General features: G+C 69.7%; 15 protein-coding genes and 1 pseudogene. 8 read left to right on the forward strand and 8 right to left on the reverse strand.

The window, feature by feature from the left end; genetic code table 11:
- Window positions 1-3 precede the first annotated feature (3 nt).
- The 6 genes from RCR19_RS42955 to RCR19_RS42980 form a co-directional block, all read right to left on the reverse strand.
- Window positions 4-2,688, reverse strand: a complete 2,685-nt coding sequence (locus RCR19_RS42955) for an ATP-binding protein (protein WP_331270526.1) — start codon at window positions 2,686-2,688, stop codon at window positions 4-6.
- Window positions 2,685-3,254 (reverse strand): hypothetical protein, encoded by a 570-nt coding sequence (locus RCR19_RS42960; RefSeq protein ID WP_331270527.1) that lies wholly within the window; start codon window positions 3,252-3,254, stop codon window positions 2,685-2,687. Before RCR19_RS42960 ends, RCR19_RS42955 begins: the two co-directional genes overlap by 4 nt.
- Window positions 3,251-3,592 carry a hypothetical protein gene (locus RCR19_RS42965; protein ID WP_331270528.1) on the reverse strand — a complete coding sequence of 114 codons (342 nt, stop codon included), beginning with the start codon at window positions 3,590-3,592 and terminating at the stop codon, window positions 3,251-3,253. Before RCR19_RS42965 ends, RCR19_RS42960 begins: the two co-directional genes overlap by 4 nt.
- A complete protein-coding gene (locus RCR19_RS42970; RefSeq protein WP_331270529.1) occupies window positions 3,589-4,527 on the reverse strand; it encodes a conjugal transfer protein in 939 nt (312 codons plus the stop codon). Before RCR19_RS42970 ends, RCR19_RS42965 begins: the two co-directional genes overlap by 4 nt.
- Window positions 4,528-5,272: 745 nt before the next feature.
- A complete protein-coding gene (locus RCR19_RS42975) occupies window positions 5,273-5,890 on the reverse strand; it encodes a DUF2218 domain-containing protein (protein WP_331270530.1) in 618 nt (205 codons plus the stop codon).
- A gap of 421 nt (window positions 5,891-6,311) precedes the next feature.
- A complete protein-coding gene (locus RCR19_RS42980; RefSeq protein ID WP_331270531.1) occupies window positions 6,312-6,512 on the reverse strand; it encodes a hypothetical protein in 201 nt (66 codons plus the stop codon).
- Window positions 6,513-7,247: 735 nt separating this feature from the next.
- Here RCR19_RS42980 and RCR19_RS42985 point away from each other — a divergent pair.
- From RCR19_RS42985 to RCR19_RS43005, 5 genes and pseudogenes are all read left to right on the forward strand, one after another.
- Complete coding sequence (locus RCR19_RS42985) at window positions 7,248-8,336, forward strand: glutamate--cysteine ligase (RefSeq protein ID WP_331270532.1); 1,089 nt, start codon at window positions 7,248-7,250, stop codon at window positions 8,334-8,336.
- Window positions 8,337-8,777: 441 nt separating this feature from the next.
- Complete coding sequence (locus tag RCR19_RS42990; protein ID WP_331270533.1) at window positions 8,778-9,896, forward strand: hypothetical protein; 1,119 nt, start codon at window positions 8,778-8,780, stop codon at window positions 9,894-9,896.
- The gene (locus RCR19_RS42995) at window positions 9,893-10,786 is read left to right on the forward strand and encodes a hypothetical protein (RefSeq protein WP_331270534.1); all 894 of its coding nucleotides are present in this window, start codon (window positions 9,893-9,895) and stop codon (window positions 10,784-10,786) included. The genes RCR19_RS42990 and RCR19_RS42995 overlap by 4 nt, the downstream gene beginning before the upstream one ends.
- 634 nt (window positions 10,787-11,420) lie before the next feature.
- A pseudogene (locus RCR19_RS43000) lies at window positions 11,421-12,634 on the forward strand (transposase).
- A 43-nt stretch (window positions 12,635-12,677) separates the two neighbouring features.
- Window positions 12,678-12,887 carry a hypothetical protein gene (locus RCR19_RS43005; RefSeq protein ID WP_331270535.1) on the forward strand — a complete coding sequence of 70 codons (210 nt, stop codon included), beginning with the start codon at window positions 12,678-12,680 and terminating at the stop codon, window positions 12,885-12,887.
- Between the two features lie 159 nt (window positions 12,888-13,046).
- On the opposite strand, the gene RCR19_RS43010 is transcribed toward RCR19_RS43005, so the two are convergent.
- Entirely contained in the window at window positions 13,047-13,934 is an 888-nt protein-coding gene (locus tag RCR19_RS43010; RefSeq protein ID WP_331270536.1) for a helix-turn-helix transcriptional regulator, read from the reverse strand.
- A 238-nt stretch (window positions 13,935-14,172) separates the two neighbouring features.
- On the opposite strand from RCR19_RS43010, the gene RCR19_RS43015 reads away from it, so the two are divergent.
- From RCR19_RS43015 to RCR19_RS43025, 3 genes are all read left to right on the forward strand, one after another.
- Window positions 14,173-15,189, forward strand: coding sequence for a zinc-dependent alcohol dehydrogenase family protein (locus RCR19_RS43015; RefSeq protein ID WP_331270537.1), 1,017 nt, complete (start codon window positions 14,173-14,175; stop codon window positions 15,187-15,189).
- A gap of 382 nt (window positions 15,190-15,571) precedes the next feature.
- Entirely contained in the window at window positions 15,572-16,339 is a 768-nt protein-coding gene (locus tag RCR19_RS43020; RefSeq protein WP_331270538.1) for a glucose 1-dehydrogenase, read from the forward strand.
- 35 nt (window positions 16,340-16,374) lie between these two features.
- A complete protein-coding gene (locus RCR19_RS43025; RefSeq protein WP_331270539.1) occupies window positions 16,375-16,788 on the forward strand; it encodes a cupin domain-containing protein in 414 nt (137 codons plus the stop codon).
- Between the two features lie 134 nt (window positions 16,789-16,922).
- On the opposite strand, the gene RCR19_RS43030 is transcribed toward RCR19_RS43025, so the two are convergent.
- Window positions 16,923-18,041 (reverse strand): hypothetical protein, encoded by a 1,119-nt coding sequence (locus tag RCR19_RS43030; protein ID WP_331270540.1) that lies wholly within the window; start codon window positions 18,039-18,041, stop codon window positions 16,923-16,925.
- Window positions 18,042-19,020: the final 979 nt, after the last annotated feature.

Here is a 19,020-nt window from a genome sequence, read left to right on the forward strand (position 1 = left end):
CCCCTATCCACGGCGCTCACCGGCCGCTTCACCGTCAGCCGCCGGCGCTGACGGGCGGGCCGGGGGCGCGCCCATGCTGGTTGGGGCTTGTGGCGTGGTGGTGATGGAGGCGGCGATACGCGGGAGAGCGGGGATGATCGTCTTGATGCGGCCGGTGTTCTGCCGCGGGCAGGTCAGCAGGAACTCGCCCTCGCGGCCCTGCTGCCCGACGGGGGACAGGCCGGTGGTCACCAGCCGCAGCAACTGGGCATCCTCTGGGTCCAGTCCGACGAACTCAAGCCCGCGGCGGGCGCGTTCGCGGCTGGTGGTGCGGGCCAGGGCCCGGTAGGCCATCAGGCCGCGGTCGGGGCCGAGTTCCTCGGCGTCGTGGCTGCCGGCGAGCAGGCCCGCGCCGTGCTTGCGGCCGTCGTGGAGGATCTCGTGGACCAAGGCGGTGCCTTCGGCCGACGAGGTCAGCCAGTACAGCTCGTCCAGCACCACCGCCGTGAACCGGCTGGGGTCCTCGAACGCGGTTTGCCGGGCGATCGCTGCGATCAGGTAGAGGACCGCCCGCCCGATCAGGGCCTCCAGCGGCTGCTGGCGCAGCACCTCGGGGTGGTCGAACGCGGCCTTCGGCGGCAGCCGCAGACCGGCCGTCGTGATGACGATCATGTCGGTGTGAGGGGAGGCGTCCAGCCGCACCGGCGGCAGCGCCGGGTCGAACACCATCGCGGACAGGGGGTTGCCGGCGACAACCCGGATGAGGCCGGCCAACGTGGCGGCCGCATCCTGCCGCGTGCCCCCCTCACGGCCGGCCATCTCCTGAAGGACCTGAAGCACGCGGTGCATGGACGGGGCGTCACCGCCGGCGGCCTGCTCGACAGCGTGGTGCAGGACTTCGCCGCCCTGGCTCATCGGCCCGATACCGAGCTGGAGGGTGAGGTAGGACAGCGCATAGTGGCGGCCGGTGGGGCCGTCGAACACGCGCAGCGGATCGATGGACACCTCCGCCCGGGCGGCGTCGACGATCTGACACCCACCTTGGGTGGCCGCCTGCGCGAAGGTGGCCCACTCGCGCACCGGGGTGCGGTCGATGCAGATCGCGACCCCGCCCCGCGCCCACACCGCTTCCGCGATCAGCTTCTGCAGCACGCTCTTGCCCGCCCCGAGATCCCCGACGATCCCCAGGGACGCGGACGCATCCTGCTTCGGCGCATCCGCCACGTTGATCATCACCGGGCGGGTCGTACCGCAGTCCAGATCGATGCCGAGGAACATCCCGCCCGGATCACCGACCTCCGCAGTAGTGAAGGCGCCGGACAGCGCCCAGTCCTCGGAGACCTGATGCTGCGTGAACTCCCGCACGGCATGCGGCCGCACCGTGCCCGGCAGCCCCACAGTGAACAGGGCCTCCTGCAGGCCGGCCGGGCGCACCGGCCGGTAATCGACACCGGACAGCAGCGCCGCCAACGCCCGGGCCCGCCCGTCGCAGACGGCGGCGGTAGGCCCCCACACCGTCAGCACGGTCACGGACTGCACCTCCACCTCCACGCTGGTACGGGACAGGCGGGCATCCAGCTCGCCCAAATCGCGGGCAGCATCCGTCAAGGAGGAGGGCATGCCGGTGGGGCGGGCGTCGTACTGGTCGGCCTGGTCGATCAGTTCGTTCTTCTTGCGCCGCACCTGATCCCGCGCCTTCTCCGCGGGCACCAGCGTGAGGTCGACGGTGTAGTCGACGGGGAAGTCGAGCCTGTCCAACTGGGCGAACAGGTCGGCGGCCTCCTGACTGACCGCGGGCGGGCACTCCGCCAACGCCAGGTGGGCCTGGTAGCCGATCCCCGTCTCGGACTCCACCTGCAGCCAGCGCCGCCGCAGCGGCGAGGACGTTTTCAACCGCCACCAGGTGGTGCGGCCCGACCGAGTGAGGCGATCCGCGCTGCCCAGGTTGCTGTCCTGGTGCGGGTCCAGGCCGCCCTCCTGCAGGCGGACCTGGCCGAGGTCGGCGTAACTGGGGGAGTGCAGCGTGCCGGCACGCAACCGCCCGCCGTACAGGTCGCTGGTCTCGGCCTCGGCCAGCAGCGGCTCGGCCAGGCCGCGATGCAGGGCGTGCTGGATCATCCAGACGATCTCCGCCGGGCGCGCCGGACGCAACGCAATACCGCCGGCGAGTGCGGCCTGCACCGCTGCCGCCTGCTCGCGGTAGGCGGCCACCTCGCGCCGCGCCACCGGGCCGGGCCGAACGCCCAGCAGCGGGGCCATATCCGCCCACACGGCACCCAGCGAGGCGGACACCTGCCCGCTGGTGGTGTCGGTGGTCAGGGGCACCGCCAGCCACAGCGTGCGGCGGTGCATCTCCTGCCCGGTGAGCAGATCCAAGGTGGCCTCGACGTTCTCCACCCACGGATGCGGATCCTCGCCCAGCTGCTGGTCGGCCGGTTCGATGCCGTCGATCATGCGCAGGGCGATCTCGCCCGGATCGACCTGCGCGCACAGGCCGAACAGGCGCGGCGCCCCCGGCAGGGAGCGGATCACATGAGTGGTCCGGGCGAGCTGCTCGTCGCGGACGGCGGCCGGCACATAGGTGCCCTGGACCGTCTCCTCGCGGCGGCCCTGCTCGTCCGGGCCGGGAGGCAGCCGGTACAGGGCCCACACGCCCCCGTGGATCGACCACACCAGATGGCCGGCGATGTGACGGATCGGCACCCTCACCGCACACCCCCTGCCTTGGCGCAGGCCAGCAGCTGTCGCACACCCGACACCGGCTGCACCAGCACAGGGTCCTCAGCCGGCGGCCGGCGCCGCACGGACACGCGGGCGGCAAGAGTGTGGTGTCGCGGCGGCCGCGCAGTCTCGGGCACGGCGGCGCGGGGCGATGCGGACACGCCGTCAAGTGGGGCGTCTTCGAGGGTGAAACCGCCGAGCAGCGCGCGACAGGCCCGGTCGCGGGCCGCGCGGCCGCCGATCCGGCCACCGGGCGGCTGCCATACAAGCAGCACCCAGCCCCACGCCGCCTGCAGCGGAGCACGCCCCTTGACCTTCGGACGGCGCACCATCCAGATCGCCAGCAGCCATCCGGCGATCGGGACCGGGCCCATCCACGACCACCAGGGAATCGTCTTGACCAGGACAAAACCGCCGCCGACCGCGACCATGAGCTGCGCGGGCGTGTAGGGGCCGAGGGGGATACGCCAGTCGGCCACCTTCCCCAACACCCAAGGATGGCGACGGGCAGCGGTATAAAAACGCCCCACCCGCCCCGCAGTTGCCGCACTCATCGCCAGCCCCCTGCACGGGCGGAGTGGTCGTGCGTGTGCGGACCGGTGCCGTCCACGAGGTGGGGAAGGGCGGGCGCGCCCCGGGAGGGGTGCTTGACCTCGTCGGTGACCATGCTCGCCAGGTCGTTGCGCGCGTTGTACAACCCCAGAGCGATCACCATCAGCAGCAGCGCGCCGATGCCGGCTTTCAGAGAGAACCGCTGGATCATGATGACGACGACCAGGACGACCAGACCGGCCTGCAAGCCCTTGGTCGCCCAGTCCCGGAACATGGTGATCCACGAATTGCCGAGGTCGTTGAGCTGCCCGGCGAGCACCAGGCTGTGCACCGCCATCACACCCCACCACCCCCACCGGGCACTGCTGCCGGGGTATCGAGCGCGGCGACTTCCCACCGCCCGGAGCGCGCCTTCAGCGTGAGCTCGTAGGCCAGCGGCCACCGACCCGCGGCATCCCGAGCCTCTACCTGCGCGCATACGAGGACCGTCGTGCCGTCGGCCGGGACCCGCTCGGCGGCCGCCGCATCCTGGACGGCGAGCAACTGCTGCACCGTGACCGCCGTGTAGGGGGCAGGGGTGACACCCGACAGGCGCACGCCGGGCGCCAGATAGCGGTTCACCTCCCCGGCCCCCGCCAGGTACGCGGCGAAGAACTCCCCGAGACCGACGGCCAGATCACCCTCTGACGGGACGCTCACCGCATACGGCGAGGCGGGCACCTGGGCGCGGCCCGGGCCGGCCACCACAGCGGGAGCACCGGTCACCACGAACGAGCCGCCATCGTCGTCGACGGCCACCGCCACCACGTAGTAGCGCACCGGCGCCTCGGCGTACTGCGCAGCCACCGTCACCGACCACCGGCCGGCCTGACGCTGCGCACTGCGCACCGCCGTCACCGACTGAGGCCCAAGCTGCGCACCAGAAGCCGGGTCGGGCAGATCGACGTCCGGCGCCATCGACTGCGCAAGCCGCGCCTGCCAACGGGTGGCATCACCGGCGCTGCTGCGCAGCCACGCGCCCACGAACAACTGCGCATACCCGCCCGGATCAGCGGCACCGGACGTGCGCACCGTGGCGGGTTTGGCCGGGGCTGCTGCTTCGACGACGGCCGGGGCGGACGTGACCGCGACCGTCAGAGCGACGGGCCCGGCCGCGATGGCCGCCCACACCACCAGACGCGACAGGCGCACGCGGCGCCGCATCGCCTCCAGCCGGGCGCCCGCGGCCACCGCGGCAGCGGCCTGGCCCTCGGGGGCCTGCTTGCCAGGAGACATTCCACACTCCCAGGTCAGAACGGTTGTTGCTGACCTTGAGGAAACCCGCCCACCCCGACCCGACCACCGACCACCAAGCCCCGACCACAGTCACGACAGGGATACAAAACCCGTGGTGGCCTGCATGGTCGGCCCGACCACAGCCCCGACCACGAACCGGCGACAGACCGCACGGCCCAGGCCACCCCTGCCGTAGACAGAGCGCGCTGCTATCGGGCCAGCAGACTGCGGTCCGGCTGCGCACGGAACGCGGCACCCCAGGAAGGCTGCGCAGTCGGCCGCCGGCGTGCGCATCCGAGCCGAGCTGGGATGCGCATCAGCACTTCGTCATCCGACTGCGCACCGGTTCCGCAGCCGAGTGCGCAAGGCTCATTGCGCACGCCGCCCGCCCCGATGCGCACTCCCAGGCCCGCACCGACAAGCCTGCCCGGGCCGCCACCTGGTCGGCCCGACCATCAGCCCGACCAAGAGGGGCCGACCCTCCAGGCGTCCAGCCGGAGCGGGACCCGCCGGGGATACGGCGGCCCCGCCGACCAGCAGCAGGGGGAACACGCGCGCAAACCACAGCAGGCAGCCCGGTCCGTAGGGAGCGCAGGGCCTTCACCCTCACCCGCGAGAACGCCATCTCCTGGCGCGACTCGACACCCCCGGACTCACTCTGCATCACGGGACAACGAAGGGAGAAAACGACCTTCAGGCCATCGGGCTGGCGGCGGTTCAGAAGCCGATCTCTCGCACGGTGCGGTCAGCGGGTTCTGCGCGGCTTCCTGCGGCGTATGACGAGGCCGCTGAGGACATGGAGCACAATAATTGCCATTACGACTCCGATGACCCAGTGCGTCCCCCAACTGGACGCCACCAGAAGTCCGCCCAGGCCGAGATGGACGGCCACGACCAACACGATGATGGCTATGAGGCCGAGCGCCGCCCGGCGTCGCGGATGGGACGCCGCCTTCCTCGCCGAGTCGGTAGCGGGATCATGGGGCTGGTGATCGGCGTCGGCCTGTCGCCAGGTGACCAATGCATCGCGCTCGCCGATCTTCTGCATGCGTCCTGTGACCAGGTGCTGGATACGCTGCAGGCTGTCCCGGTCGGCGGCTTCGACACGGAGTGTCAGCGAGTCGGGGCCGGCCTGTAGGGTGCAACGGCCCTCGACGAGGTCGATAGTCCCGCGTGCGTCGGTCCATTCGACGATTCGGATCTGGGGCGGTGCTGTGCCATCGTCGTGCGGGTGAGGCCGGTGGGGTATCCGGTCACACATCTCGCTGGAGTGCTCACGCAGCACTTCCAGGTACCGCTCCCGCAGCTCTTCCAGGTACCGGCTCGGCCGCTCGGTTCGGATGTCGGCTTCGGCGATCAGCACGAGGCGTCCTTTCAGAGGCGTCGCTCACCAGGCAGCTTGGTCAGCTCTCATTCATGTTGACCAGGTGGCTCAGCGATGCGTGACAGCCGGATCTGTACTGTGCGACCTCCACCACCGCGGCAACGGCCCCGCTGAGGGCCAGGGTTCAAAGCACGGCGACAAGGATGCCCCGAGGTACATCAGCGGTGGGGCGTCGCGGCTCTACTTCCGCTGACAGCTCAGCTGGGCATGAGAGGCCTTCCCCGGGGCCAAGTAGCGGCCCCTGACTGACACCTCACTACCAGCCGAGACTCGTCCTGCGGCTGTGCCCACCAGGAGCCATCCACCCCACTGTGTGAGCCGCTGCTACCGCGACGGCGCTTCCCGGAACTGATACGGCCATGTTGGCCGCTGCGGTGCTGGAGCCCGGTGCGTTGCGACTTCAGTCCTTGACCGGTTCCACGTGTAGGGGGTCAGCACCGCCCAGGTACAGCATGTACCCCGCGTTCTCCAGGTCCACGTCCATCCTCTCTGGAGGGATGACGTAGATCCCTGCGGTGGGTGCGGGAGCCCAGCCGAGGTGGCGGGGAGGGTCGTACTCCTCGTAGTGCCCCACGTAGAGCCGGGTCGGCGGGATGGACACGGTGCAAGGGTCTCCCACGCGGAGGGCGGAAGCTGCCGGCTCCAGACGGTAGGGGCTCCATTCCTGGTGGGCATCGCCGTACGGGAGGGCGACTTTGCCGTTCCATCGGACATTGGAGGAACTGTCGATCACTCTCCATGGCCATTCCACAGTGATGTAGCGATGCACCTCGGCCACCCGAGTAGGTGCAGGCTCACAGGTGACGATCACTTCATCGCCGATCCGAGGAACCATGTCTGATCACCTTTGTTCCGGTCGTGGCTGGCCAGGCCTATGGGCTGGACAGCCCATAGGCAGTGCGGGTAGACGGGTCAGGCCCGAGACCACGTTCTCCCCCTTACGCGGCCTGCTCATGGTGCTCGGCCAGGACGTCATTGTCGAACCTGGCGCCAGCCCGGACCAGGGGCGTCAGGCGCGTTCCGGCAATCACGCACCAGCGGGTCTGGGCGGAATCGACAAGCTTGAACGCCATCGCGGGGCCGCAGCGGGGCTGCCCGGTCCACGGGTGACCCTGGCGCGGAGCTTAACTGTGAAGAACGTGCACTCCATGGGGTTCGTGGTCCGCAGGTGAAGGCACCGAAAAGTTGTAGAACGTCAGTATTTCCTCGAAGTCGTCGATGATCTTCGCCGCAGGTGTCGAACGGCTCCGCCACGGGCAGTCGGGGTCAAAAGAACCGCGACGGCCTGCGGGCACGGGACGGCTCTGAGCGGCACAGGCAGGAAGGCGGCAACAGGATGCGCACCGTCGGAGTGGAGGAGGAACTCCTCCTCGTGGACCCGGACACCGGTGATCCGAAGGCACTGTCGGCTGCCGTTTTGGCCCATGCAGCCCAGGACGATCCCGGCCAGGACTTCCTCGACAAGGAGCTGTTCGGGCAGATGCTGGAGTTCGCCACGCATCCGCAGTCGGACATGGCGGACCTCGGGGCCGAGATCGTGCGCTGCCGCAAGGAGGCGGCGCGGCACGCGGGTGACCTCGGGTGCGCGGTCGCCGCGCTCGCCACCTCCCCGCTCCCGGTGAGCCCGTCGATCAGCATGAACGAGCGCTACCGGTGGATGGCGGAGAAGTACGGGATCGCCACCCGGGAGCAGTTGGTGTGCGGCTGCCATGTGCATGTGTCGGTGGAGTCCGACGAGGAGGGCGTGGCCGTCCTGGACCGGCTGCGGCCCTGGCTTGTGGTGCTGTGCGCGATCAGCGCCAACTCGCCGTTCTGGCAGGGCCAGGACTCCGGCTACCGCAGCTACCGCAGCCGGCTGTGGGGGCGCTGGCCGTCGGCGGGGCCGACCGAGCTGTTCGGCTCGGCCGAGCGCTACCACCGGCGCGTGGCGGACATGGTGGCCACCGGCGTCATCCTGGACGAGGCGATGGTGTACTTCGACGCCCGGCTGAGCGCGCGCTACCCGACGGTGGAGATCCGGGTGGCGGACGTGTGCCTGCGCGCGGACACCGCCGTGCTCATCGCCACGCTGGCACGCGCCCTGGTGGAGACGGCGGCACGCGACTGGCGGGCAGGCAGGCCGCCGCTCGAGCACAGCGTGAGCCTGCTGAGGCTGGCTGCCTGGCAGGCCGCCCGGTGCGGCTTGGACCAGGACCTGCTCGACCCGGTCACCATGCAGCCGAAGCCGGCCGCAGACGTGCTGCGTTCGTTGCTGGAGCACGTCGGGGACGCTCTGACCGAGAGCGGCGACGCGGCCCGCGTCGAAGAGGCCGTGGCGGATCTGCTGCGCCGGGGCAACGGCGCCCGCGAGCAGCGGCTGCTCATGGAGAGCACCGGCAGCCTGAGGGACGTCGTCACCCAGTGCGTAGAGCACACCCAAACGTGAGTGAGTCGGTCAGAGGACCAGCACGAGGGCAAGGCCGCGACGGCGGGCGATAAAGGAGGCACCCCAGGCTGATACCGGTTGCCGTGCTGGGCTGGCTGGGCGGCACGAACCTGCTGCTGGGTGTCTTCTGTCGGGTGGAGTGGACGAAGCCACTTCTCGAATCGGGATCGTCGCTCAGGACGTCTCGGTGGTGCCAAGCCGACACGGAAGCGCACATGGTCGGTCCGGCCACGAGGCGGACCACGGCAATACGGCGGACCTGTTGCCCGATTGTGACCGCTGGTCGGGGATCGTGGCTGGCGGTCTGGTCGGGGGTGCCGCATGAGCTGACGGCATGAAACCCACGCCCATTTCCGCACCCGCCGGCACCGGCCTCCTGCTGCTCGGGCCCTCCGCTCGCCGCCCTCGCCGCCGCGCACGGTTCATGCGGACGAGGGCGTGATGAGCGGCTACGGCGCGGGAATTCGCCGCGGGGCGATGGCGGCGGATCGGTTCACCCAGATCCGCAACGACCTCTTCCGCGACCCGAAGATCTCCTATCGCGCCAAAGGGGTCTTCGGGCTCATCTCCACCCACCGGGACGGCTGGCGGGTCAGCGTTGCCGAACTGGCCCGGCAGGGCCCGGAGGGGAAGGACGCCGTCACGGTCGCGCTCAAGGAGTTGGAGCGGCACGGATATCTGGTCCGCGAGCGTGAACGACGCGCGGACGGCACGCTCGGCGCCGCCGCCTACTTCATCACGGACATGCCCGAACCCCCCGCCCGCCGCCCCAGCCCGGCACTACCGCCTTCCAGCACGCCGCCGGCCACCGGCCAGGACAATCGCTGGTCGGAGCCAGAGCCGGAAAAGCCTGCGCAGGCTGAACCTGCGCAGGCTGACCCGCCCACAAAGAACACCAACAGAAAGAAGACCACCCGCCAGAACACCAACCCCGTCCGTCCATCCGCCGCTCACGCGCACAGGCGCGAAAACGACGACGCCACACAAACACCGCCCGACGGCAGGCAAAGCCCACCCCGTCACACACCCTCGGGGGAGCCCTCTGCCGGCGCCCGGCTGCTGCTGTCGATCGGCGTTGAGTATCCTGAACTGCTGCTGACTGGGCCCGCATTGCGGGACCAGGGCCAGGTCGTGACCGCCATGCTGGATGCTGGCTGGAGCCCCGAGCAGGTGCGCCGCATCGTTGCCAGCCGACCGCTGCCGGGCTGGATCCACAGCTCCGTCGACGCGATCGTCGCCGCCAGACTGCATGCCGCCCACGCCTACCCGCCCCCGGCCGCCTGCCCGGATACCGCCCCCGCGCCGCGGCCCTCCCAGACCGTTCTCGCCGACCACCGCCCGGTACGCGAGGCGCTGGCCTACCGGGCGCTCGCCGAATGCGCCGGCTGCGGCCAACCCGGATGCGCCCCAGGCGAGAACCTCTGCCCCACCTGCCTGAATTGGCCGCTGTGCCGCTGCTGCACCGGCCCCACACCCCGGCGCGCCCATCCCGAGGGCGACGGCCGCTGCACCACCTGCGCCACCGCCTCAACTCGCCCACTGGAAGGCACCAGCGCATGACGAGCCGCACGCCACCGCCCACCGCGCCCGCTTCCGGGCTGCAGCCCTTCGCCCAGCAACCCGGCCACTGGGAGCAGCAAGGAAACCGTGCCCGGCGCACCGGGCACCTGTGCTGCGGCGCCTGGTGCACGCAGACATGCGAGCCCGTGCTGATCCGGGAGCGGACCTGCTGGGGTTTTGTGGACTGGACCGTCCCCGCAGGCGACCGTCTGCCCGAATGCCCCCACCGCATCGGCGTCCTCACACCGGCGGCCACCCGCTTGCAGCGGCTCGCGCTGCGCTGGCTGAGCCGACGCCCCGCCCAGCGTCTGCCCCTGCTGCCCGTCTCCGTGCGCTGCTCGGCGGCAGCCGTCGCCGTGCTCGGCCTGGTCGCCGCCGCGGCCGCGATCAGTCACGGCACACCCATCGGTGTGGCAGTGCCGCTGATGCTGCTGGTGCCGCTGCTGATCGAGCACGTGCCCGACCGGCTGGATGCCCGCGCAGGCGAGCACGTCCGCACCGTTCAGGGCGACGCCACCTGCCGGTACCTGCAGCGCCTGGCCGGCCTGCACAACCATCTGATCCAGGCCGCCGCCGGCAGCGACCTGGACCAGGTGCGGCGCGCCGCCGAGATCGGCCGACACCAGCTATGGGATGCCGCCGGCCTGCTGATCCACCACGACACCCGCGCGGTCTCTTCCGAGCTCATCGCCCGCGAACGGCTGCTGGTGCAGCTCGCCGCCCTGATCACCGACCTCCACTCACCCACCGATCCCGGCTCCGCCCCTGGCGGTCAACCCGCAGGGCCTGCACCGCAGTTGGGCCCCTACCCGCCCGGCTTCAGACGACAGAGCGACCGCCCCACACGCACCCGTACGACACCGATAAAGGGGACGCAGCCCCATGCCTGAACCCCGACACCGGCCCCGAACAGCGGACCGCTGACAGAGGTGCTGCGCGTCCAACGGCTGTGAAGCCACACGTCCGTAACGACCGCTGACGCGCCGCACTCAGACGGCGGATCCGCAACCTCATCTGGCACTGACAGCTGTCCCCCGCCGCGGCCCTGGACGCGGCGGACCGGCTCCACATCGGCGCCCGGCGCAGCCGGCTCGGCCACTGCGGGCGAAAGCTGCATCGAGGCTCAACCGCCCCGCGGCCGCTTCTCGCCGACGTGCACTTCGCAAACGCAGCCCCGGCGAGCACAGATTCGGGCTGTTCCGGGTACCCGGGGCTGCCGCAGCCGATGCCGGACGCAGCGCCCTACCGGGCCTGCCCCGCTTGCCTCGGCTGTCAACCGGAAGGAGCGGCACGATGAACGACCTGCACACCGAGGAGGACGTTCGTGGTTTCCTCCGCCTGTGCCTGGATCCCGGACGTGGCGTGGAGCGAGCGCCGCTTAAGCTGACCGGCTCTCTTGAGCGCAGCCCCTCCCTGCAGGAAGGGGTCAGCTCATCCTCGTGCCGGAGCCGCGCAGCGGCGGAGTTCGCTGCGTTGTCAGTGGCGTGCCCTATGTTGATCACACAAGCCGAAGGGGGTGCTCTCATGCTGTCCGGTCGCCGCTACCTGCTCGATCTGTCGCCCGAACAAGTCGGGATGTGCGAGGAGTTCGGCAACATCTGCCGGTCGGTGTGGAACACCGGCCTCCACCAGCGGCGCGAGTACCGCAGGCGTGGCGCGTGGATGAACTACGCGCCACAGTGCGCCGAGCTGGCCGACGCCAAGCGCGAGCATCCTTGGTTGAAGGCCGTGCCGTCGCACGCGTTGCAGCAGACCTTGAAGGACTTGGACCGGGCCTGCCGGGAACACGGCACCTTCAAGGCCCGTTGGCGGTCCAAGGCACGCTGGTCCCCCTCATTCCGCTTTCCCATGGGCAAGCTGATCGAGGTGGAACGCCTCGGCCGTAAGTGGGCCCGCGCGAAGCTGCCCAAGCTGGGCTGGGTGCGCTTTCGCTGGTCGCGCCCCCTGGGCGGTGAGATCCGCTCTGCGACCCTCAGCCGGAAGGCCGGACGCTGGTACGTCTCCTTCCTCGTGGACGACGAAGCGGTCACGCCCCAGACGCATGCCATGCCGAACACGGCCGTCGGGGTCGACCGGGGCGTCAAGGTAGCGGCCGTCACCTCGGACGGAGACTTCCACGACCGCAAGTTCGTCACCGCTGGCGAGGCCGGTCGGTACCGGCGTCTTCAGCAGCAGCTCGCCCGCGCGCGGAAGGGATCGGCGAACCGGGCCAAGGTCCGCGCCCGCATGAACCGGATCATGAGCCGGGTGACGGACCGGCGCGCAGACTTTTGCGCCCAGACCGCCCAGCAGCGAAAAACGCCGTGGTGGTCCTCGAAGACCTCAAGACCCGCAGCATGTCCGCCTCGGCTTCCGGCACCATCGAGGCGCCCGGCTCCCGCGTGGCCCAGAAACGAGGCCTGAACCGTGCCATCCTCGACAAGGGATGGCACCGCCTCGAACTCGCCCTCTCGAACGCCGCCCGCTACACCGGCACCGCCGTGGTCAAGGTCAACCCCGCGTACACATCGCAGCGGTGTTCCGCCTGTGGCTTCGTCTCCGAAGACAACCGAGAGAGCCAATCGGTCTTCGTGTGCAAAGCCGCAGGCTGCGGACACCAAGCTCATGCGGACGTGAACGCGGCCCTCAACATCCGAAACGCGGCAGGGCATGCCGTGTCAGCCTGTAGAGACCTCGCCGCTAGGCGGTCTGTGAAGCAGGAACCCGTAAGCCGGGCGACCGGCCGAACCCCCTCATAGGGGAATCCCCCTGCTTTAGGAGGGGGAGGACGTCAAGAAGGTCATGCCGCAGGTTTTGCGTGATGCGGTCGAGCAGTACGTGCCGCATCTGGCCGAGCTGCGTGAGGCTGCCGAGCTCCAGGAGGAGCAGGGGCGGATGGCCCGCCAGAGGTACGCCGACGAGCTCGCCGCGTTCATTCACGGCGACGAGGCCGCCCCGGCCCGCATGCCGCACCCCAGGTCGCCGACGAGGACTGATTCCGTGCCGCAGTGAGCGCTCCTTCCTGCCGTCCGGGCGAGCAAGGCCGGTTACGCACACCCGCCTTCGGCGGCGGCCGCACGCCGTGCCGTGCGTGCGACCGGGCTGCCCGACAACGACCGCATCACCGCCAGTTCGTGACAGGCCCGACGTGGGCGATGCGTGAGTAAGCGGTCAGCCGGCCGCCTGGTGTGTGGTGGGCTCGGCTTCTTGGGTGGCGGTCCAGGATGCGAGGAGGCGCAGTGCTTCTTCCGAGGGGGAGCCGGGTTCGGCGGTGTAGATGGTGAGGGTGAGGCCGGGTTCGGCGGCCATGTCCAGGCCCTCGTAGGCGAGGGTGAGTTCGCCGACGGCCTGGTGGTGGAAGCGTTTGGTGCCGGTGCCGTGGTGGCGGACGTTGTGGGCGCCCCAACGGGTGCGGAATTCGTTGCTGCGGGTGGACAGCTCACCGATGAGGTCGTGGAGGTCCTTGTCGTGGGGGTTGCGGCCGGCTTCGGTGCGCAGGATGGCGACGGCGATGTCGGCGGCTTGGTCCCAGTCGGGGTAGAAGCGGTGGGAGGCGGCATCGAGGAAGTTGAAGCGGGCGAGGTTCGCCTGGTTATCGACCGTGGCGTAGACGTCGCTGTAGAAGGCGCGGGCGAGGTGGTTGGTGGCGAGCAGGTCCATGCGGCCGTTGCGGACGAAGGCGGGGCCGGCGGTGATCGCGTCCAGGGTCCATTGCAGGCTGCGGTGCGGGGTCCACTGCCGGGCGGTGCGGCGCCGGGGCCGGGTGAGGACGTCGGAGCCGTCGGCGGCCTGCGCCAGATGCAGGAGGTGGGCGCGTTCGGCGTCGTCGAGCTGGAGGGCGCGGGCGACGGCTTCGAGGACGGGCGGGGAGACGCCGGAGAGGCTGCCGCGCTCCAGCTTGGCGTAGTACTCCACGCTCATGTCGGCGAGTGCGGCGACCTCGCTCCTGCGTAGGCCAGGGACGCGCCGTCTGCTGCCGGAAGGCAGTCCCGCCTGCTCCGGGGTGATCTTTGCTCGTCGCGAGGTGAGGAACTCGCGGACCTCGTCACGGTTGTCCACACCTCGACCGTACGTCCCGCACGCGGCCGTAGGGATGTACCGCCAGTACACCCCTTGACGGTGACTCGCTGCGCACGAGAGAAGCGGGTTACCTGGAGGGCGTGGCTCTTCTCCAGCCGTGATCTCGGCAGGTGAGAGGCCCGTACCCGGCTCGCTGTCCGTGCCGGGCCTGCATCTGTATTCGGCGGCTGCCGGTACGCCCGTACCGCTCGCCTTGGCACCCTTAAGGAACCTTTTCATGCGCGGAGCAGTGATCCACGCCCCCGGCGATGTGCGCTTGGAGACCCTGGACGACCCGAAGATCCTCCAGCCGAGCGATGCGATCATCCGGACGGCCGTCACCTGTGTGTGCGGCTCTGACCTGTGGCCCTACCGCGGTCTGGAGCCGATCGGCGAAGCGCACCCGATGGGGCACGAGTACGTCGGCTTCGTTGAGGAGGTCGGCAGCGAGGTCACCTCGGTCAAGCCGGGCCAGTTCGTGATCGGCTCGTTCGCCACCTCGGACAACACCTGCGCCAACTGCCGCAACGGCTTCCAGTCCAGCTGCCTGAACCGGGAGTTCATGAGCACCTGCCAAGCCGAGTTCGTGCGCATCCCGAACGCCCAGGGCACCCTGGTCGCCACCGATGAGCGGCCCGGCGAGTCGTTCTGGCCCAGTCTGCTGGCCGTCTCCGACGTCATGGGCACCGGCTGGTGGGCCGCCGACGCCGCCGCGGTCACGCCCGGCTCGACCGCCGTGGTGGTCGGCGACGGCGCCGTCGGTCTGTGCGCTGTCATCGCGGCGAAGGAGAGGGGCGCGGAGCGGATCATCGTGATGAGCCGGTACGAGCCTCGCCAGAGGCTCGCCCGTGGGTTCGGCGCCACCGACATCGTCACTGAGCGTGGCGAGGAGGGGGTGGCGCGGATCAAGGACCTCACCGGGGGGATCGGCGCCGACTCGGTGCTGGAGTGCGTCGGTACCGCCCAGGCCATGCAGCAGGCACTGCAGTCGGCCCGGCCCGGCGGCCAAGTCGGCTTCGTCGGCGTCCCCCACAATGTCGCGATCGACGGCCAGGAGCTGTTCTTCTCCCACGTCGGCCTGCGCGGCGGCCCTGCCCCGGTGCGCCGCTACCTGCCCGACCTGGTCGACCGGGTCCTGTCGGGCCGCATCAACCCCGGCAAGGTCTTCGACCTCAGCCTGCCGTTGGACCAGATTGCCGAGGGCTACCGGGCCATGGACGAGCGCCGTGCCATCAAGGCCCTGCTCACGCCCTGACCCGCACCTCCCGCCCTCTCCTGGACGCGAGCCCTTGCGCCGTCTGTACCTCTTCAGCGGTGCGTTCCCGCGCGGGACTCACCGTGACGGCATGTCCCTCGTCGGTGCAGGCACCGGGCCGGGGCTGGCTGCTGCCCCTTGGCTGCCGCAGCCGTGGCTCGCCTGTCCCGCAACGCCGGCACCCGGGCGGAACTGCGATCGGGGCCGCTTCAGCGACAGCAGGGCAGATGGTCACGCCCGCGGCTGCCACCGTACGCACCCTGCTGCTGATCGGGCTCGCCTCGAGCGGCACACACCGCGGCGAAGAGGCCGAAAGGCCGGCTCCGGTCCGGAATACAGCACTGACATTCGTCCCTCGCACCCGCACCTTGGAGCGCCCGCAATGAACCCCACGTACGACTTCAGCGGCCAGGTCGCCTTGGTCACCGGCGCCAGCTCCGGCATGGGCCTGGCCACTGCCCGGGCCTTCGCCCGTTCCGGCGCGGCCGTCGCTTTGATCGACGTCAACGAGACCACCCTGGACACGGCCGCACGGCAGCTCATCGACGAGGGCCATCAGGTGCTGGCCCTGGCCTGCGACGTCACCGACGAGGACCAGGTCGCCGACGCCGTCGACCGCACCGTGGACACCTTCGGCCGCCTCGACATGGCCTACAACAACGCCGGCATCCAGATCCCGCCCGCCGACGCCGCGGACGAGCCGGCTGACCAGTTCGATCGCGTCCACGCCGTTAACCTGCGCGGCATCTGGGCCAGCATGAAGCACGAACTGCGCCACATGCGTACCCAAAACAGCGGCGCGATCGTCAACTGCTCATCCCTAGGCGGACTGGTCGGCATCCCCGGTCGCGCCTCCTACCACGCCTCCAAGCACGGCGTGATCGGTCTGACCGGCAGCGCCGCCCTCGAATACGCCCCGCGCGGCATCCGCATCAACGCCGTCTGCCCAGGCACCATCGACACCCCCATGGTCCACGACATGATCGCCAAGGGAGAACTCGGCCGCGCCGAGGCCGAGGCAGGCCAGCCCCTCCACCGCCTGGGTACGGCCGAAGAGATCGCACAGGCCGTCCTGTGGCTGTGCAGCCCCGGGGCGAGCTTCGTCATCGGCGTCGCCCTCCCCGTCGACGGCGGCTACGTCGCCCAGTGACCACCTGCACCACACCAACAGCTGAGAGGACCGTCATGGAGTTCATCAAGCAGCAGCCCACCAGCAAGGCACCGGCCGACTGGTTCACCGGAGACGTGTGGTGGGACGTCATCGTCGCCGGCCAGGAACCGTCCCGGATGCGAGCGAACCTCGTGCGGTTCTCGCCCGGCGCCCGCACCAACTGGCACTCCCACGCCGTAGGCCAAACCCTGCACGTGGTCTCCGGCATCGCCCTGATCGGCACCCGCGACGGCAGCATCCTCGAAGCCCACCCCGGCGAAACCGTCAGCTGCCCACCCGGCGAGGAACACTGGCACGGCGCCACCCCCGACCACTTCATGGAACACATCGCCCTGTGGGAAACAACCGGCGACGGCACCCCCGAAACCGTGTGGGCCGAACCCGTGACCGATCAGCAGCACAGGGGGCACCGCCGCCGCAACCAGTAGCAGCACTTTGAACAGACGCATGGAGGCCGAGACGGCGGCGACAGGCCCCACCACGTCGAGCATGCCCGCCTGCCGCTGCCAAGGTGTGGCGCGGCTGCGCTGGGTGCTTAAGACCCGTATCTGTCGAACACGGCTCAGGGCGGGTGCTTGAAGAGAACCAGCAATCCGAACGCGTACCAGCCGGCGAAGATCGCTCCGCTTCCGTAGAGGCAGCCCTGGACGGTGCGGGGCAGTCGGGCGACCGGCCGCATGACCAGCAGGAGCATGATCGGCAGGAACGGCAGGATGAAGCGGGGCTTGGACAAGGGTGCGCCCGGTGTGCCGAACATCAGCTCCCAGGCTCCGGCGAGCGCCAGTACCAGTGGCCAGGGCACCTGGCGGTCCAGTGCCAGGGCGACCACGCCTACAGCTACGACGAGGATCACCGTCAGCACGAGCGGATAGCGGATGTCCGTACTCTGATAGGTGATCAGTTTCTGCAGGAACCGCAGACTGCCCAGGCCGAAGTCGAATTGCTGGTCCCAGGCCTTCTCCGCGATGAACCAGCCGTCGAGCCGGCCTATGCGGCTGCCCAGGTACAGCCAGCTGAAGATGAGTCCGAGCGGCGCAAGGCCCATCGCTGCCCAAGGCCGCCAGCCGGCCCGGCGCAGCGTCACGGCTCGGATCGCGCTGACGGCGACCACTGCCACCAGTACGGCCGAGGTCGGCCGCACAGTGCCGGCCAGCGCGCACAGGACGCCCGCCCACAACCACCGGCGCGCAACCACCGCGATCAGCGTCCACATGAGGAAGGCGGTGAAGGTGGCCTCGGAGTAGGGCACCCACAGGGCGAACGCGTACGGCGAGCACGCCCAGAGCCCCACGCAGGCGTAACCCGCACGACGGCCGAACAGCGACCTTGCCAGTGTGTGCACCCCGGCAGCGGCAATCGCCGCCATGGACCAGGAGACCACCACTCCCGCATACGGGAAAGGCAGGAAGGTCACCAGGTGCACCACGCGGATCAAGGCGGGCACCATCGGGAAGAACGCAAGCGCGCTGGGCTCGCCCAGCCCGTCCGGGGCGTACTCCAGATGGTTCGGGTAACCGCGCTCGGCGATGTGCAGGTATCTCGCGCTATCCCACCGCATCAAAACCTCGGTGGCGTGGTAGCCGCGAAAGTGGCTGATGGCCATGAGGAGACCGAAGCCGGTCACGGCAATCGCCAGGTAGATCCCAGCCGCGGTGAGTGCCTCGCGCCGCTCGAAACGCACGTGCACAGGATTGCGCCGCAGGTGCGCCAGCCAGGTATTTAGTGGCGGCCCGCTGTCCGTTTCGGGCCGCGGCGATCCGGCCTCGCCATTCCCGGCACTGCGCCGAGGAGACGGCATGAGGTTGACCATGATGCACTCCGAGGCGGGCGGTGTTACGAGGACCGCCTGGACTCTACAGATCTCCAGATTGGAATCACGACTTGCGGGTCCTTCCAGGTCACACCAGCTGCGGGTAGCAACCCGAGGTGCGGCGCATATCCCTGGGGCGGGCCTCCTTCAGCAGCCGGGGGTCAAGGGCGTTGTCGTCCGGTACCAGCCACAGCCGGCCGCCGGCCCCAGCATTACACCTCAACGCTCACCGGCACGCACCCAACCCAACAGCTCGTACGTCCGCTGGGGCTCCTCCAGGAGCCCGTCTACTGCAGTGCGCACGCCCAGGCGTGGCCGTGCTTCGTCTCCCATGAGTGAAGTACCGGCCGTGCCCGAGTCGCTGGAACCTGCGTGACACAGACCAGGAGACCAGAAGCCGCGATCAGTCGTCGCTCCCCGCCGTAGGGCCAGCGCTATGGCGAAGGCGATGAATTCTCCGAGTTGACCTCTTGCCGCCCGCTTGACTGTTGACCGCCTCCAGTACTCGAGCGCATGTCATGAGGTTTGCGCCAACCCCGCCGCACCGTGGCGAAACTCAATAGACCCCACAAACGCGTGTACTGGCGGCATAACCGCATCCGCTGACTCACCTCCACGAGGCCTGACCGGATAGCCGCCCTGGCAACTCGATGGTTAACGTTCCCCAAACAAACCATTTATTTCCATGGAAAGAAAGGTGATAAGTGAGCGCAGGGGAGGGGAATTGTTGCGGTCGGTGCGCATTCAGTGGCCGCGTAGCGCCCGGACCAGGCCGCAATTGGCCCCGGGCCGACATGCGTGGCAGCTGCGCTGGCTGACTTTGCGTAAATTGCGACGACCCAAAATTTTT

Origin of the sequence: Streptomyces sp. WAC07094, from assembly GCF_036320405.1 — a bacterium.
Classification (GTDB): domain Bacteria; phylum Actinomycetota; class Actinomycetes; order Streptomycetales; family Streptomycetaceae; genus Streptomyces; species Streptomyces lannensis.